12 protein-coding genes and 2 pseudogenes are annotated in these 17,211 nt (G+C 61.8%); 10 read left to right on the top strand and 4 right to left on the bottom strand.

Translation table 11 applies throughout. The features are described from left to right. On the top strand, positions 1-302 hold a 302-nt coding region (locus NDB2M4_RS20445), incomplete at its 5' end, for a site-specific integrase (protein WP_244536106.1). A gap of 132 nt (positions 303-434) precedes the next feature. Here NDB2M4_RS20445 and NDB2M4_RS08870 read toward each other — a convergent pair. Further along, positions 435-1,298: a DMT family transporter gene (locus NDB2M4_RS08870; RefSeq protein ID WP_072373510.1), complete on the bottom strand. Its 864-nt coding sequence runs from the start codon at positions 1,296-1,298 to the stop codon at positions 435-437. Between the two features lie 156 nt (positions 1,299-1,454). Here NDB2M4_RS08870 and NDB2M4_RS08865 point away from each other — a divergent pair, with 156 nt between their 5' ends. The 3 genes and pseudogenes from NDB2M4_RS08865 to NDB2M4_RS20440 form a co-directional block, all read left to right on the top strand. After that, a complete protein-coding gene (locus NDB2M4_RS08865) occupies positions 1,455-2,837 on the top strand; it encodes an aminotransferase-like domain-containing protein (RefSeq protein ID WP_072373508.1) in 1,383 nt (460 codons plus the stop codon). 561 nt (positions 2,838-3,398) lie between these two features. Further along, complete coding sequence (locus NDB2M4_RS08860) at positions 3,399-5,168, top strand: sensor domain-containing phosphodiesterase (protein ID WP_072373505.1); 1,770 nt, start codon at positions 3,399-3,401, stop codon at positions 5,166-5,168. A 141-nt stretch (positions 5,169-5,309) separates the two neighbouring features. Further along, positions 5,310-5,411 (top strand): annotated as a pseudogene (locus tag NDB2M4_RS20440) (integrase); the annotation flags it as partial. A gap of 216 nt (positions 5,412-5,627) precedes the next feature. On the opposite strand, the gene NDB2M4_RS08855 reads toward NDB2M4_RS20440, so the two are convergent. Continuing rightward, positions 5,628-8,600: an autotransporter outer membrane beta-barrel domain-containing protein gene (locus tag NDB2M4_RS08855; protein WP_072373502.1), complete on the bottom strand. Its 2,973-nt coding sequence runs from the start codon at positions 8,598-8,600 to the stop codon at positions 5,628-5,630. A gap of 485 nt (positions 8,601-9,085) precedes the next feature. On the opposite strand from NDB2M4_RS08855, the gene NDB2M4_RS08850 reads away from it, so the two are divergent. The 4 genes from NDB2M4_RS08850 to NDB2M4_RS08835 all read left to right on the top strand — a co-directional run bounded on the left by NDB2M4_RS08850 (position 9,086) and on the right by NDB2M4_RS08835 (position 13,576). Further along, on the top strand, positions 9,086-9,715 hold the full coding sequence (locus NDB2M4_RS08850) for a hypothetical protein (protein ID WP_072373499.1): 630 nt from the start codon (positions 9,086-9,088) through the stop codon (positions 9,713-9,715). Continuing rightward, positions 9,712-10,902, top strand: a complete 1,191-nt coding sequence (locus NDB2M4_RS08845; protein WP_072373496.1) for an AAA family ATPase — start codon at positions 9,712-9,714, stop codon at positions 10,900-10,902. Before NDB2M4_RS08850 ends, NDB2M4_RS08845 begins: the two co-directional genes overlap by 4 nt. 2 nt (positions 10,903-10,904) lie before the next feature. After that, a complete protein-coding gene (locus NDB2M4_RS08840; RefSeq protein ID WP_072373493.1) occupies positions 10,905-12,485 on the top strand; it encodes a tetratricopeptide repeat protein in 1,581 nt (526 codons plus the stop codon). A gap of 173 nt (positions 12,486-12,658) precedes the next feature. Continuing rightward, on the top strand, positions 12,659-13,576 hold the full coding sequence (locus NDB2M4_RS08835; protein WP_139247171.1) for a hypothetical protein: 918 nt from the start codon (positions 12,659-12,661) through the stop codon (positions 13,574-13,576). A 272-nt stretch (positions 13,577-13,848) separates the two neighbouring features. Here NDB2M4_RS08835 and NDB2M4_RS08830 read toward each other — a convergent pair whose 3' ends face one another. Next, positions 13,849-14,943 (bottom strand): hypothetical protein, encoded by a 1,095-nt coding sequence (locus NDB2M4_RS08830; protein ID WP_139247170.1) that lies wholly within the window; start codon positions 14,941-14,943, stop codon positions 13,849-13,851. Between the two features lie 500 nt (positions 14,944-15,443). Continuing rightward, entirely contained in the window at positions 15,444-16,160 is a 717-nt protein-coding gene (locus NDB2M4_RS08825; RefSeq protein WP_072373484.1) for a tetratricopeptide repeat protein, read from the bottom strand. 165 nt (positions 16,161-16,325) lie between these two features. Between NDB2M4_RS08825 and NDB2M4_RS19945 the strand changes: the two genes are divergently transcribed. Beyond that, positions 16,326-16,814, top strand: coding sequence for a hypothetical protein (locus NDB2M4_RS19945; protein ID WP_139247169.1), 489 nt, complete (start codon positions 16,326-16,328; stop codon positions 16,812-16,814). Positions 16,815-16,958: 144 nt separating this feature from the next. Next, positions 16,959-17,211, top strand: a pseudogene (locus NDB2M4_RS08815) (IS110 family transposase); the annotation flags it as partial.

The raw sequence follows: 17,211 nt of genomic DNA, 5'->3' as shown, positions 1-17,211 counted from the left end.
ATCATCCCCCGCTCGCCCTCGTGCCGACGCACGCACCAAGGGCAATGTTCTCAGCACAGGGGGTAGGGTCAAAATTGCGCGCCGATTACCCCCAGCAAGGGGTCAAAATTGCATGCCGGTTCACAGCGAAGTTCGGCACGCACTCGTTACGGCGAACTAAGGCTGTGCTGATCTACCGCCGAACCGGCAATCTTCGCGCAGTGCTGCTCCTGCTCGGACACTCCAAGATCGAGAGCACCGTTCGCTACCTTGGCATCGAAGTCGACGATGCGATCGAGATCGCGGAGAAGATTGACATCTGACAGCAACTTCACCTTCACGAGCGGACTTGGTCGGCGAGTGTGCCGGGTCGCCGACCAACAGGCAGCGAATGGCAGCTATTGGGACTAGCCGCCAAACTGGCCGACGCGGCGATGGGCCACCAGCGCGTGCAGCTAGCTTGCGAATTTCCGCGCTCCAGCCACGCAAAGCACCACAAGGGCCGTAGCCGCTATCATCAGCCAGGAAACTGGCTCATGAAGCAATAGCGCCGCCAGCAGAAAGCCGAAGAAAGGCTGCAGCAACTGCAACTGGCTAACTCCGGCAATTCCTCCAAGGGCGAGGCCCCGGTACCAGAAGACGAAGCCGACCAGCATGCTGAAGATTGAGACATAGGCGAGGGCGATCCACGCTGGTCCGTGTATGCGTTCCCAAGAGCCGGGCATCGTGGTCAGTGCGACCGCCGCCATGATCGGGAGCGCCAATAGTAAGGCCCATGAAATGACCTGCCAGCCACCCAGCCGTCGCGACAGCCTGGCTCCTTCGGCGTAGCCGAGGCCACACAGCAAAATTGCGCCCACCATCATGAGATCGCCTATGAGCGAACCTGCGCCGCTGTTGAAAATGGCGAAGCCCGTGACTGTTGCACTCCCGAGGGCAGAGAATAGCCAGAACACCGGTTTGGGTCGCTCGCCTCCGCGCAGGACTCCGAACACGGCGGTCGCCAGCGGCAGGAGGCCGACGAAGACGATCGCATGCGCGGAAGTCATGTGCTGAAGCGCAAGTGCCGTAAGCAGCGGGAAGCCCATCACCACGCCCAGCCCGACGACAGCAAGGGGGCCAAGGTCCCTGCGGTCAGGTGTTATCTGCCGGAGAGCAACGAGCAAAGCCGCTGCCAGAACCGCGGCGATCACCGCGCGTGCCGACGTCAGGAACAGGGGGGAGAAGTCACCGATAGCCACCCGAGTCGCCGGCAATGAGCCGCTGAAGATGACGACACCTAAAAGGCCACTGCCCCACCCGTCCGTTGCTCGATCCACGCCTGCCTCCCTTTCGAAGCAAGGAGCCTAAGAGTTCGAGGCTGGCGTGGACAGAGACAGTGCAATACAGTTAGACAACACTGTATTGATACAACGGGCGACACACTTGTCGGAGCAGGAATGACGGACGGGAAGCAAACCCGCACCGGGGAAGTTATGGCAGCTATTCGATTGAAGGTGTCGAGCCGCGCCCTTGTTCCCGGCGACCGACTTCCGTCGATTCGAAGCTTCGCCGCCACTATGGGTGTGTCACCGTCGACCGTCGTCGAGGCTTATGATCGCCTTGCGGCTGAGGGCCTGATCCGCCCCAGACGGGGCTCCGGCTTCTATGTCGCCGGCACTGGACTGCCGCCGCTGGCTCTCGCGGAAGCGGGGCCGCGGCACGATTGGGCCGTCGATCCATTCTGGGTCTCTCGGCAGTCGCTCGACTCCGACCCAACCGTGTTGAAGCCCGGCTGTGGCTGGCTGCCAGCAGACTGGATGCCGAATTCGGCTCTTCGGCGGGGCTTACGCAAACTGGCACGTACTGAAGATGCGGTACTCGCCGATTATGGCAGCACGCGTGGCTCGCCGAGCCTGCGCCGCCTGCTGCTCGGCCGCTTTGCCGACGAGGGCCTAGAACTCTCTTCGGAGCAGCTCATGCTAGCCTCTTCGGGCACTCAGGCGATTGATCTCGTCTGCCGCTTCCTGCTGTCGCCCGGCGATACCGTGCTGGTTGATGACCCTTGCTATTTCAATTTTCGGGCGCTGCTGCGGGCACACCAAGTCAAGATCGTCGGTGTTCCCTACACGATCACGGGGCCTGACATGACCTCCTTCGAGTCAGTCCTCGCGGTGGAGCGACCCCGTCTCTACATCACAAACTCCGCGCTCCACAATCCGACCGGCGCCACGCTCTCGCCGCAGACCGCCTACCGGCTCTTGAGCACGGCTTCCGCGCACGATCTCACGATCGTCGAGGACGATATCTTTACTGATTTCGAACCGGAGCCGTCGGCGCGGCTTACCCTTCTCGATGGTCTCAGGCGCGTAATCCGGATCGGCAGCTTCTCAAAGACGCTGTCTGCTTCCGTCCGCTGCGGCTACATCGCCGCTCGGGCGGACTGGATTGAAGGTCTACTTGATCTCCAAGTCGCGACCTGCTTCGGGGGCCCTAGTCCGGTCGCAACCGAGCTGATTTCTAGTGTTCTATCTGGTGGCGGGTACCGGAAGCATATGGAGGAGCTGCGCCAGCGCCTTGCGCAAGCGAGACGCAAGATGGCTTCCCGTCTGGAGCCCCTTGGAATTCGGCCCTGGCTGATGCCACGCGGGGGATTTTATCTTTGGTGCCGCCTCCCTGAGGGCCAGGATTCCGCCACGCTTGCTCGTTCAGCCGTTGAAGAAAAGGTGGTTCTAGCGCCGGGAAATGTTTTCAGCGTCTCGCAGACGGCCTCTTCATTCTTGCGCTTCAACGTCGCGCAGTCGGGCGACCCGCGTGTCGTCGCCGTCCTCAAGCGGGTGATGGGCTCGCGTCCCGGTGCAGGAGCTTCTGGGGATTAACTCAAGCACGGCTGATATGGGTGAATGGCACATTAGAAGGTCTGCTCAGAGTCAAGTGCGACCGCTATGCGATGGCGAGTTTGGCCGGTCCACCCCCGAGAGCAGACCTGATCAGGCGTGCCATCCGCCACCTCGATTAGCGGGTGCACGACGGCAGCTATTGGGACGAAGCGACCGTCGAAACGCTGCCTCAGCCTCACATGAGGCGGAGTGAGCGTAGACCTTTAGCCAAGCGCCCAGGGTGTGGAGTTCACAAATCGTCTTGTCTGCGGGCTATCGCTGATACGGCGCTAGGGCGGCCCAAAGCCTCGTCTCTCCACCTATAGAGAGTGTGCTCCGCGATCCGCAGAGTGGAGTAGCGACCAGCGTGGCGAAGCTAGAAAGGGAATCGGCTCTGCAGCCTGGCCGCGAACTGAATTCAGAGCGCTCAGGGCTGCACCCGCGGTAATTGCTGATACCTCACGCTGGCCCAAAGTCGTAAGGCAGTCTCCGCAAGGCTTCCTTTACCGAGCCATAAATATGTATGCGGAGCAATTGCTTTCATGCCTGGGTTGAATCCAAATGGTTGAAGCCGACCGCCTGCGCGCGCTCCGAGATCTGAACCTGCTCGACACGTCGCCGTGCGAGAGTTTCGATCGCATCACGCGCATGGCAAGCCTATTATTCAGCGCTCCCATTTCGGCAATCTCTCTTACCGATGAGAACAGGCAGTGGTTCAAGTCGCGGGTTGGTTGCGGACCCGAGATTCCCCGCTACAAGGCGCCGTGCGCCGAGGTTACACGCATAGCCGATGTCTTGGTGGTCCCTGACCTCACCAAGGATTGCCGCTTCGAGGGCGGCTACCTCGCCGACAATGGGATACGGTTTTACGCCGGCGCGCCTCTCACGACGCGCGATGGGTTCACGCTCGGATCGATGTGCGTACTTGATACCAAGCCCCGAATGTCTGCCAAGGTCGAGGATGCAGCCGCGTTGAAAGATCTGGCAGCCATGGTCATGGCTCAAATCGAGCTGCAGCACTCATTGGGGCGGATCGATCCGGCTAGTGGTCTTCCAAATCGCAACCAGTTTGCCGAAGACGTCGAGGACATGGCGCTGGACTATCCGCACGAAGAGCGCGTCGCCGTACTTTTCGATCTGGTTGATCCTGCTCGACTGGCGCAAGCGATGCGCGTTCTCGGTCCTCGCTGCTTGGATGAGCTGATCCATAACGCCTTGAAGGCCCTCAAACAACGCTTGTCACCGGCCGCCTTGTACCAAGTAGGCGCTAGTCAGTTCGTGGCAATTCTCGCCGGCCACCACGATGAGAGCGATCACGGATTGTTGGTTGCTCAGTTCGAGCACCTCAAGCGGGAAGCGGCGGCAGCTGGGCTCGCTGCGATGGCCGGAGTGGCTATCGGGATTGCGACGTTCCGACTCGGAGAGATGGATCCGGCGGAACTTCTACGCTCTGCACATGCCGCAGCTCAGGACGCGCGCCAGTCTGAAACAGGTGTGAGCCGTTATTGCCCCGCAACCAACGCGGTTCACGAGCGGAATTTTGAACTCATTGCGGGGCTACGCGAGGCTCTGACAGGCGCGGAGCAACTGACGCTCGTATACCAGCCTACGGTCAACCTCCGTTCTGGAGAATGTGATGGCGCGGAAGCTCTGCTCCGCTGGCGCCACCCGGTGCTGGGCGACATTTCGCCGGCAGAATTCGTTCCGCTTGCTGAGCAGACTGAACTTGCCAAGCCCCTTACGGCACTTGTTGTCGATACGGCTCTGAAGCAATCTGCCGCCTGGCACCGCGAAGGCTTGCAGTTGCGCGTTTCTGTAAACGTGTCGGCGGCCAACCTGGAAGAAGAAACGTTCGCTAGCGGTGTAATTGCTGCCTTGAGGCGACACGGCGTGCTTCCAAGCCGGCTCAAGGTGGAGTTCACCGAGAGCGCGTTGATCACGCAGCGCGCGCTGGTGTTGAAGAACCTCGGCAAGCTCCGCGACGCCGGCATCTCCTGTGCAATCGACGACTTCGGGACGGGCTACAGCAGCTTTTCGTACCTCCAGGATATCCCCGCTGACACGATCAAAATCGACAAGTCCTTCATCCAACGCATCGAGCATAGCTCGCGAGACCGTAGCCTCGTCACCAACATCATCAAGATGGCGAGCGAACTCGGGTTTCGGGTCGTGGCAGAGGGCGTTGAAACGCGCAAAGTTTACGATTTCTTGCGCGAGACCCAGTGCTCCGCTGTGCAAGGGTATTTGATCTCGCGCCCGTTGCCTGCCGATGATCTCATGGGTTGGCTCGCGGCTTGGCAACCGCTGGGATCTCAGACCTCGGCGGCTTAATTGGAATTGCTTTTCGGCCGGCGATCGCGCCGTAGTCTTCAATGAAAGATCACTTCTCCCGATCATTCACCTCTGCGAAACGCGCCGAGTTTAGCTCTCCGACCGATAGCAGCGGCTAGCAGTAGCGCGTAAGTATCCCCTCTGCAGCTCCTGCTCGGACACTCCAAGATCGAGAGCACCGTTCGCTACCTTGGCATCGAAGTCGATGATGCGATCGAGATCGCTGAGAAGATCGACATCTGAGGACTGCTTCACCTCCACAAGCGGACCTGGTCGGCGAGCGTGCAGGGACCACCGACCACTCGCAGCGAATGGGCAGCTATTGGGACGTCGCTGCCGTCCCAATGCCGAGTTTGCGGACGGGACATTCACGACAGCGCGCACACGACTGCGTCTCGTTGTCGTGTCGGCTGCGACACTAAAAGCCGACCATGCCCTAATGCACGGTCGGCACCCCTATCAGAACTGCCAGTTAAAGCGACCCGTGACAGCGTTGTCGGTGGCATCACTGGCCAGCTGCCCCGAGTAAGCGAGGCCAAGGGTGGCATCGGGGGCCACCGTCACCGTCAGGCCAACATCGAGGAGCGCGCTGTCAGGAGCGAGGGGCGCACCGAGGACCGTGAAGGCCGCACTGCCCGAAGCGAACGCAAGCGTCGCTGCGGGCTCGACGTCGCCCAACGCATGCTGCCAAGCCAGCGAGGCGTGCGGTACGACATCCGCGCCGGCAATGTGCATCGTCCCTGCCACTCGCACGCCCAGCGTCGACAGTCCGAGCGACTGGTCGACACCCGAGGAGGCGAGCGCAGCAGCGTCGCCGCTTTCCGTAAATCCGCCGGTGTCGACGTGAACGTAGGCGAGGCGTGCGAACGGCTCCCAGGCCGTTGCGCCATAGCCGAGCGGCAGCGCCACCTCGCCGAACACCTGCCCGGTGTTGCCGTCGTAGCTCGCCGTGTCGCGTTCGGTATAGCCCGGGAAGGCGACGATACGATTGGTCTCGACGTCGCTCCACGTCCACGCGCCGCCACCGCGCAGTGAGAGGTCCCCGATCGCGCCGCCGACGTAGCCGATGAGATGATAGCTGTCTATGTCGCCCGAAGAGAGGCGCGCATCGACGCTGAGGTCCGAGCGCGCATAGCCGGTGGCGATGCCAGCGCGCCAGCCGCCGCCGAGACCGGCATCCACGCCGGAGACGAAGCCGCCCAGCGTACGACCGACGGAAGCGGCATTGCCGTTGCTGTCGATGCTGCCCCAGGCTCCATAGCCCTGTGCCCAGAAGGTGAGCCCGCTTACTGCAGGCATATACGGCGCGCTCTTGTCGGTTGCGCCGAGCGACATGCGCGAGGACATCGCCGGGCCGCTCGCGGCGAGCGCGACCGGCATAGCATCGCGTCCGGCATAGGACGCCTGCAAGAGGCGCGCGAATACAGCATCGCGCACGTACCGGCTGTCAGTCGTCAGCACGCCCGCTATAGACGCGTGAACCTCGCCCGACAGCGCGTCGTAGGCTTGGCGTGCCTGACCGGCGGCGGTAAGATCAAGCAGGGCATCATAGACGGCGTTGCCCTGGCCGAGGCTCTCGGCTCCCGTGGCCGCGGCCTGCTGATTTTTGGTCCTCGCAATGCTGACGAATGGCTGCTTGTAGAGCTCCAGATACACGTTGTTGGCGTCGTAGCTGAGCAGCGCTGAGAGAAAAAGGGATGAAGCGCCAGCTTCCGCGGCGTCGAACGTCCCTGTAACGCCGCCGGCCGAGGTGACGATGGTGTAGAGCGTATTCACCGCATAACCCGGATAGGGTACGACGACGACCTTCCCTCCGTTGATGGTGGTGATACCCGATACATTGAGCAAGTCGGACGCGCCGGAGCTGTCCACCTCGACCTCGTAGATCGAACCCGCATCGAACGTCGCGCTCGCCGCGTTGAGCGTGCCGATGGAGTTGCCCGGCGTGAGCTTGGCGCCGCTGTTGAGCATCAGGTTCGAGACGGTGCCGCTGCCGCCGAGGCTTGCGCCGTCCTCTACGGTGACACTGCTCGATGTGGCGATCGAGCCGTTGACGATGAGCTTTCCACTCTCGACGACCGTAGCACCTGTGTAGATGCTGGTCCCTGTGAGCGTCATCACTCCTTCGCCTTGCTTGGTGATGCCGCCCACGCCCTGAAGCTCAGCGGAGATGCCGATGTCATAGCCGTTGGTGTCGATGAAGGCGCCACCGGCTAGAATGTTCACATCCCCTAGGGAGAAGTTCGACAGGTAGTCGATCTCCTCGTCCGCGACTTTCAGAACGCCGCCATCAATGTCTAGCGATGCAGTGCCGCCACCTTTGACAACCTTTGCAGTCGTCAAGACACCACGCGCGGTGCTCGAACCGTTCAAGATCAACGTGCCGGATGACCCGGCTTCGTTGCCGACGAAGGTCTTCGCGGCAATCACTTCACCGCCATCTTCGATGGTGAGCGTGCCGGATCCAAATTGCCCGAGGAGGATGTTGTTGGTTCCGGTATTCCAGGTCGAGTTTTGCCCTGTCACTACCGCGGCGCCGGTCGAATTGCCGAGGTAGCCGATCACGCCATCGCCGCTCTTTACGGAGCCACCGGATTCAATGTTGAGCGTGCCATTGCCTAGGTAGCCAACGCCGAGGACTCCGCTTCCCAAGTCCCACGTCGAGCCGTTCCCCGTCACCGTGGCGGTGCTTGTCGAGGTGGATTGCACGCCGATGTTGCTGTATCCGCTCGTTACCGTGGCACCGTCTTCGATGTTCAGCGTGCCGGTGCCGCCATAGCCGACGCTGAGCGAAGAGGCTCCTAGATCCCAAGTCGAGGCGTCGCCCGTCACCGTGACGGTTCCACTCGAGCCGACGTTGTAGCCGATGAAACCGTTTCCGCTGCTCGCCGAGCCACCAGCCTGGATGTTGAGCGAGCCTGCGGTGGACGAGAAGCCTATGAAGAGGTCACTGGTTCCAAGATCCCAGCGTGAGTTCTGCCCCGTCACCGTGGCTGTTCCGGTCGAGCTACCGTTGTAGCCGACGATTCCCGCACCGCTCTCTACAAGCCCCCCACTTTCGATATTGAGGGTGCCGCTGCCGTCGGTGCCGACGTGCAGCTCGAAGCCTCCTGTGCTCCAGCTTCCGCTGGTGACCGTCACCGTTCCATTCGAACCGGCCTGGTTGCCAATGTTGCCGAGATCGCTGGTCACCACACCCCCGGCCACAATGTCGAGCACGCCTACTCCCGCGTTTCCAACGATGAGCTGACCTGAAACCGCCCATGGCGAGGGATACGTGCCGGGAATGGTAACGGTGGTGCCATCGATGATCTCGTCAGCGGCGGCCGGCGGCAGAGCAACGATCAGTGCAGCTAGAGAAGCAGAGGCAAGCAAAGCAGGGCGTGCCAACCGCTCGGCACGGCGCCAGTTCGAAAGCGTTGCAGCTGCCATGACTATTCTCGCCGCAGGTGACGGCCCGCAATCGTCTGAATCACAAGACTTTTTCTGGGCACGCCTAGGTTGTACTCATTATCAACCATTCGTTAGTAGTTTGATTCGGCTTCGGTGAACACTGGTCACCACGCAACGTTTATTGCGGTGTTGCCCACAGGTATTGCCAGAGGGAGGCGCATTCCAATTCTAGGCCGGCCTTGCAGACGTCTGATCGGGTGAAGGCGGTCAACCCTGCAATGCCTTGGCGAGCTTTCGCATCGCCTTCTCAGCTTCTCCGGCTATCGAAGTCACAGAGAAGATTTACATCCGACAGCCGCTCCACCTTCACGAGCGGATCTGATCGGCGATCCACCGCACACGGCAGCAACCAGAAACGTTAATTTGTTTCAAATCTTAACAATCAGCGACGGATCTCCACGATGACGCGGGCCTAGATGACCGACAAAAGGGCTCATTAAGGTCCGGCGTGAGATCGTCGCCTTATGGCGACAGGTCGTGACGATTCATCAATTCCGCATTCGATTGCTCCGGAGCCGCAGCCGCTTCCGGCCCATCCCGATGTCGCTGATACCGGTCGCTCCTGGCTGTCACCCATCGTCGTGTTCGGACTCGTTGGACTATCGCTGGCAGGCGGCGTCACCTGGCATACATCCGGCGAACAGGCCAATTTGGACGCGTCACGCGACAAGCCCAAGGTGATCTCGTTTGGCGGCGATGCTCTCGACGGTGCGTTCCGTCTGCAGCCGCAATCCCTCGTCACCGATCGGTCAATTACGGTGAACGCGCTCCTCATGCCAGAGCGCGAACGCCGGCGCTTGATGCAGGATCTCAAAAGCGGGTCGATCAGGATCGCCGCTGTGACGCTGTGGGATACCTACGACGAGGATGAGGACAAGGTGGTCATCGACGCCGCGGGTTATACGCAGCAGGTCGTCATCACGCATAAGCAGAAGACATATCTTATCCCCGTCGTCCCCGGCGGGACGGTCAAGATCAGCGCGGTCGCCGATGGCGGAGGTGGCGGCGTGACGCTGGGCGTCAAGTCGGTCTTGGGAGACGTTTCCCTTCCGCCGCTCGCCCCGGGCCAGGTTCTCGAGGTGCCGGCACTATGATAGCGCTCCCGAACAACCCGCTCATATCGATATTCTTCTGTCTCTCGATCGCTATCGCGCTCGTGAGCTTCAACCCCGCGTTCCTCATCGCCGTCGTGGTGCTCTCTGTCATCTGCGCGGCAGCTATTTTTCTGATCAAGGGACGCTATTTGCCAAGGTGGACCATGGATATTCTCGATCGCCTTTCGGACAAGACCTCGCTGGAAGCCGCCTACGCGACAACGACCCGCGAGACGCCGCTCATCGATGCCGAGGATCTGGCGGAGAAGCTCAAATCGCGTGTCGTCGGACAGAATGCGGTGATCGAGAGCATCGCCACCCAGCTGCGCCGGCGCCTGGCAGCGCCGCGACCCGACAAGCCGTTGGCCGTGTTTTGCCTCGCCGGTCCACCGGGCGTGGGCAAGACGTTGCTCGCCAAGGTTCTGGCAGACGAGCTCTACGGCGAAAAGGGCCATCTCCATTTCTTCGACATGAGCCAATTCGGGCAGCCGCACGCCGCCGCAAGCCTGTTCGGATCGGCGCGCGGGTATGTGGGTTCGACCAGTTACGGCGCGCTGACGGCCGCATTGCGCGACGTACCCAATTCCGTGGTGCTGCTGGACGAGTTCGAGAAAGCGCACCCCGACGTGCACCGCCGCTTCCTGACGGCGTGGAACGATGGCTTCATTACCGAGACGAGCGACGGCGCGCGCGTGTCGACGCGGGAAGCAATCTTCCTCCTCACCACCAATGCCGCCTCGCGTCGCATCGAAGACATCGTCAAGGCACATCCCAGCGATGCCGAGGAATGCGACCGGCTGATCAAGAAGGCGCTCGCCGATGCCCAGTTTGCGCCCGAGGTCTTGTCGCGCATCGATCAGGTCTTCGCGTTCCGGCCGTTGACCGGCCTCAACATCGCACGCGTCGTCGCCCTCGAAATCGAGGCCCTGGCAGGGCAGTTCGGCCTGAAGATCGCCGGGGCCGGCATCGCGCCTGCGATCCTCCTCAAGGCCGTGACCGCGCTGGAGAAACGCAGCGACGGCGGCGTGCGAGACATTGCCCGCGCCATCGAGCGGCAGGTCACGGACAGGCTGATCGAGGCGCGTGCCGGCGGTGCGAGCGAGATCCGGCTGATCGAGAGCGGCGATACCGTGCGCGTCGTCCCCGTCGACGGGGCGGCGCGGCTGAAGCTGGCGACGGGGACCTGAGCGTGACACTTGCTGCGGGACGCCCGGCCGCGCGCGGCATGATCGGTGGCGAGCGCGCCTCGCCGCCCAAGCTCGCGTTCGCGGTCTCGCTCTACCGGTCGCACGCTCTGTTCCGGGCGCTGATTGATCTTTCCGTCATCGGCGCGGCGACGCTTCTTTTTGCGTCCCTCACCGGTGCGCCGACCGGTGGCTCGCGGGCGGCGCAGAAAGCCGGCGACAGCACCTCGGCGCAATCCCATCTGAGCCCACCTTCGGCGTTGCCGGACCAGGCTCCCGGCTCCTTCGTGCTCGAAGCAGCGCGTACCACCAACATCGATCAGGCGGCCCTAGCGGGATTGGCGCCGCAGGTGGCCGAGCAGATTACATCGGCGCGGACGCGCCTGGAACAGCATGATGTTGCTGGCGCGAAACTGATCCTCGAGAAGCTCGATCCCAGCATTCCGGCGGTCATCTACGCCCAGGCTGTGGCGTCATTAAACGAGCCGGGGCCGCAGCTCGCGCTGGAGGCGATGCGCGGTCTGCGCAAGGCGACAAGCCAAGGCTTCGGGCCGGCATTCACGCTGATGGGCACCATCCTGTTGCGCCTCGCCGGCCTCGATGAGCGCGGCCTCTTGCCACTGGAGGAGCGGGCGACGATCGACAGTGCAGACAATGCGGTGCCCGCGACTCGTGCGCAGCTCATTGAGGATGCTATCCGCTGGTGGGAGCGCGGAGCGGCGTTCCATGACCCGGATGCCATCGCGCTGCTCGGCATGGCCGAGATGCGCGGCTACCGCGGCAATCGCAACGTTACCGCCGCGGTTTCGCACTGGCGTGATGCGGCACGCGCAGGCAACGCCGCTGCGCGCGCCGAACTCGGCCGGCTGCACCTGCAGGGGCTCGGCGTCGACAACGATCCGGTAAAGGCCGCGGAATATTTCCGTGACGCCGTCGCGCAAGGCTTCACGCCCGCCATTCTGCCGTTGGGCGTTGCGCTGACTCCAGCCGTCTACCACGGCGACCCTGCGGCGGCGCAGGAGGCGATCGCGGCCGTGGAGCAGGCGATCCGGTTGACCGACAACCCGCAGGCGGCAGCCCTCGCGCATTTCATGCTCGGAACGTTCTTTCTCGACGGCGCGCCGACGAGGGTGCGCGATCCCGAGCGATCGCTGGCGCATTACTACGCCGCGTATGCGCTCGGGCAGTCCCGCGCCGCAGTGCCGGTCGCACGCGCCTATCGCACCGGCGTCGGTGTTGGAGAGGACAAGGCGTATGCCTTTGCGCTGCTGAAACAGGCGTCGCGTAAGGAGCCTTCCGCCGAGGGCGAGATGACGCGAATGCAGCCGGAGATGTCCCCGGCAGAACTCGAGCGGGCGCAGGCCCTGAAGATCGTCATTCCGCCGCTTCCAGATGCTTCGCTCGAATTGCTGCGGCGGGAGGATCTTCTGTCTCGTCGCGACGGCCCGCGCCAGCTCTACGGATCTCTCGATCCGCGCGCAAGCCACGAGATTGGTGCCGACTACACGGGACTGAGCGCAGCAGAGAACCTGCCGTCATTCCGGCGCCAGAGCGATGCACCGACACGCTCCTCCGGCCCACCATGACGCGCACAAGCACAGCACCGGCTTCGTCGCCGTTCGGACGTCGCAATGCGTTGCCGAGATCGGCATCCGCCCCGGCTGCGCACGCCCGAAGAGCGCTTCCCACTGTCGATCGCGCAGCGCCGGAGGCCAGCAGCACGCAGGTGCAGCCAGCGTCGCCCTCATGGCATCGGCCGATGATTCTGTCGGCGCTGTCGGCCGCAGGCTATTCGCTTCTCTATTGGTTCATCGCCTTCAAGGTTCCGCTCTATCAGCCGACGCCGGCGCTGCTGGAACAAGGGCCGGAAAAGGTCGCCAACTGGGCGCCGTTCTGGATCGCCCCGTCGGCGGCGGCCGCCCTGGCCGTCGCGCTGGACTATGTCCTTTCGTATTTTTCCCGCGTCGGCGCCCGATCGTGGAGCTTGCCACGTGAACTGGCTCGGCTCCTCATCGGCGGCCTCTGCGCCTGCATTGTCCATGACGTCGCCACGATCATGGCGGCTGCACCGCCCGGCGCACCTATCGCACTTTTCATGTTTTCTGGCGCGCCCAAGCTGATGCTGACGGCGCTGCGGCAAACGGCTGTCGGACTAATTTCGATGGCCTGGGTGCCGTTTCTGGCGGCGATCCTTTCGTGGGCGCGGACGCACTTGGCCGAGGCCGCCGGGGTCAAAATCGTTCGCGCGCGAGCGAGAGGCGGCACGGTTGCGCTGTGGATCACCAGCACGCTTAATGGCGTTTTCTTCCTCGCAGCGCTGTCCCTCCTTTCGCTCGGGCTGGCAACGGTGGCCGGGGCTGGGATGGAGTGGATCGTCCTGATGCTCGGAGGTGGGATCGCCTCGGGGCTCTTGTGGTGGCACGTCAGCTTTCGCGACGCGCGCTTCAGTCTCACCAATCTCATGGTCGGCGTGGTGCTGCAGACGGGCATCTTCGCGCTCATCGTGTCCGTCTACGCGGGTGCTTTGCCGTCAGACGAGGGCACGAGCCAGCTGCTGAACACCGTCACCGTTTCGCTAACCTATCGCCTACTTGCCGGACAGATCCTGCTCGCCATTGTTGGCGTGGCGATCTTGGGCGGCGCGGCGCTGTTGCGGCGCATTCCCTCGACACCATAAATGTGGCGCCGCGTGGGACCGGTCGTAGCCTGCTCGGCCGCCCGCCGTTATTCCGGTGCTAGACACGACGTCGGTCTGGCCGAGTTTACGGAAGTCGTGGCGCTGGCTGAAGACCGCTCTCCGGTCTACCCTGTCGTGTCTGCTCTCCCCCTCAAAGGCTCCGAGGGGTGCTCGCCAAAGTGAGACCAACGGCAACTGCTAGATTCCAGCGACTTCCTGTTCGTGTGAGAAGCAATTGTCACCGCCGGATTAGAACCGGCGGTGGCATCTATCTAGTATGGTCGAGAGGTCGATGATCTGACGTAATAGGCGTCCTCTAGCCCCCAATCCACTCTCGCCCACAGGTGCGTGAGGACTTTGGCGCTCTCGCCCCCGCTCACGTCCAAGGACGAGCTATCCTCGAAGGTAAGGTGAGCCGTCGCACCGTTGGAAATATCAAGCGTGATCTTCTCATCCGACCCGGCGAAGGAGACGACAAAGACGTCATTTTCAACCGCAACGCTCACTGCGTCCCGGCTGTAGCCGCTGATGTTGAGGGTGAAGCTGTCGTGAGAAAGGATGGCATCCTGGCCGTCACCCTTGGCAAATGACACCGTTGAGCCGGCGCCGATGAGCCGGATGACATCGTTGCCTGTCCCGCCGCGCACGTTGGAGTTGTCTGTCGTCTGAATGTAATCGTCGCCCTCCCCGCCATCGATGTCGTTGTAGCCATAATACGGACTATCGTACTTCACGGAATCCGCCGTTATGAGAATATCGTTTCCAGCGCCGCCATTTATTGTCGCGTGGCCGCTGCTAACGACGAGGTCGTCACCTTCGCCCGCATCGACGGTCGCATGGTCATTGACGCGAATCTCGTCGTTGCCGGTTCCACCGGCGACCTGCGCGTAGCTATAGGCACGGACATAATCGTCGCCGTCACCCAGATCGACCTTGGCGTAGTGATTGGCGTCGACCCAATCGTCGCCTTCACCTGCGATGATGTCTGCGTAGTCGAAGGCTCCGATGAAGTCCTCTCCAGCCCCGCCATCGACTTTGCCATAATCGAGAACACCAATGCTGTCGCTGCCCCCCGATCCGTAGACGGTCGCGTAGTGTTGAGCACCGATTGAATCATTTCCTTCACCACCGATGATGGTCGCGTTGTCACTGGCGGAGATGGAAGAATGCGTATAGCTCTGGCCCGATAGATCCACGGAGCCACCCTCTCCAACGATCGCCACGATCCTCGCGATCGCCTCCTTCGTGAGGTCGCTGATTGGCTCGACCTGGCCCGGCACGCCGGGACCAAACCACGGTCCGTGGTTTGGTGGCCTCACCCAATTGGCCTTGTCCTCCGCCCAGTAGGACTTCTGGGTCTCTTGCAATCCTTGCAATCCCTTAAGAATCTGCAATGCAGCACTGTTGGCGCTGACAATCATAAAAGGCGCTCCCCGCCTCCTGACGAGAGACTGATCTAGTTCTCAACCAAGGATTGAACTCCACTCTCGCTGATGCCGGCTTAATGGCCCACTAACGTGCGCCCTGCGAGGCCTTGGAAAAGGTCGTGTCCGCTCGTTTGCTGCGCGACGCGAGGGAGGTGCTTATCTATCAGCACATGCTGGCAATCTGCGCGCGTGCCGCTCCTGCTTAACATTCGAAGATCGAAAGCACCGTCCGCTACCTATGCCCAGGTATCGAAGTCGACGACGCAGTCGAGATCGCCCGAGAAGATCGACATCTGACAACCGCTTCACCTCCACGAGCGGACTTAGTCGGCGAGCGCGGAGCGGCCGCCGACCACTGGCAGCGAAATGGCAGCTAATGGGACGAACCCGTCTCGGAAGTGCGCGGTGTGCCCAATTTCCGCGAACGTCCCGAAACTTCGTCAGGTGCAGCCCGCGCTTGATCTTAGCATTGCAAGATCGGAGCTGACGTTGGGAGGCGGCGAAAGCTCCTCAGCTTTCATTGCAGCCGCGCATGCTGCTTTAGTCTTGCCGTTGTGAAGTCTAGCCCACGCGAGGTTGGACCAGGCTGTCGCGAAGTTTGGCGCGTCGACGACAGCCTGCTCTAAAACCGGCTCAGCGTCCTGTGGGCGTCCGGCCAAGAGCAAGAACCGTCCATAGTCGGCATTCAGCAGCTTAGCTGGATTGGGTCTGGCGCGAGCAATCCGCAGTAGCTCGTCGGCAAAGGCAGCGTTGCGAAAGCGCTCAAAGGCAATTAGGCCGAGCCCGTGAAATACTTGGCTCTGACCTGGATCGATTAAGTAAGACTGATTGAAGCGTTTCGTTGCCTCGGAGAAATTTCCGGAGAGGAGCGCGTTCCAAGCCCGTCGTATCGTCTCCTCAAAGGCTTTCTCGCGGCTTCCCGCCGCTTGACTAGCCTTCGCTACAAATTCTTCATTCGCCGCCCGCTGGTGCGGCGTCAGTTCTGCGAAACCGTAAAATGGCTGCTGATTGATCGGAGCCGGGAAAGTCGTCTTTGTGACGTGCACGCCAGGAGCCACCTCTATGGTGGCGGCCGCGGCACCATCAACTATGCCGATGGCAAGAATGACCAAGGCGACGCGGCAATGCCGCAGACCCCGCACGATTTGCACCGCCATGACCTCTCCCTGCTACCATTGAAGTGGAACGATAGTCAGAACGGCGGCTAAGGAACCGTAAAGGCGCCAGTCACTCGCGCGCGAGCACCATCCAAAAGGCAGCTTGGCATCATCAGCGCGATTGCGCGAAAAGCTGCGCCGTCCATGCCATCCAATAGTGATCTGATGGACTTGTTCAAAGCAGGAACAGCAATCTTGTCGGCTATAACTCGATGGCTTCCTACAAGTATTTTTGCGGCCGTATTCCTAGGCGCCTGCCTCGTAGGTCTCACCAATTACCTTTTCATCCTGCCCCAACTCGAACGGCTTATTGCCGACGGGATCACGACGAAGGCGCAGATTGCCAACCTTAGGCCATCACTTGGTCGTGGTAGCACACCAACAGTCGATCTGACTTGGGAAGGTAGTGGCAAATTTTGTCGATTGTCTGGGCACTCGATCAGCAACCAGACTTTCACAGATATCGAGCGGTCCCTCGCGAGCACCGTTGATCAAATCTCAGTTCTCGTCGATCCGACCGGCGCATGCCGCGCTGTCATCGTCGCCGATATCCCGTTCGAACGGAAGCAGAGAGGGCTGATCCCGATCGTAGCCGCCTTGGTCATTGCCGGATTGGGAACGGTGATTGGCGCACTAGCAGCGTCGCGTTTTTGAGGGTCGCTTTGTCTTCACCAGCGGACTTCGTCGCAGATAGTTCGGCGTGACCAAGCTCAATGACCGCTTCTGATGCTGTGGACGGCATCCATCACCCGGCCCGAAGACCGGTAAGGTTTTCTGGCTTGAGATGGAGGGAGTCAGATGGAGCAGCCAGTCACAGTCGGCCTCGATATTGCTAAGAACGTTTTTCACGCCTACGGCGTCGATGCTCAGGGGCAGAAGGTCCTCAGCCGTGAGCTCCGCCGCGCGAAGGTCGAGGCCTTCTTCGCCAAGCTAGAGCCGTGCCTCGTCGGCATCGAGGCCTGCGCGACCGCGCATCACTGGGCCCGCACGATCGAGAAGCTCGGCCATCGGGTCCGGCTCATGCCGCCGGCATACGTAAAGCCCTATGTGA

It is taken from the genome of Hyphomicrobium sp. NDB2Meth4, assembly GCF_900117445.1.
GTDB lineage: Bacteria > Pseudomonadota > Alphaproteobacteria > Rhizobiales > Hyphomicrobiaceae > Hyphomicrobium_A.
This window is presented reverse-complemented; position numbering and strand designations above follow the sequence as displayed.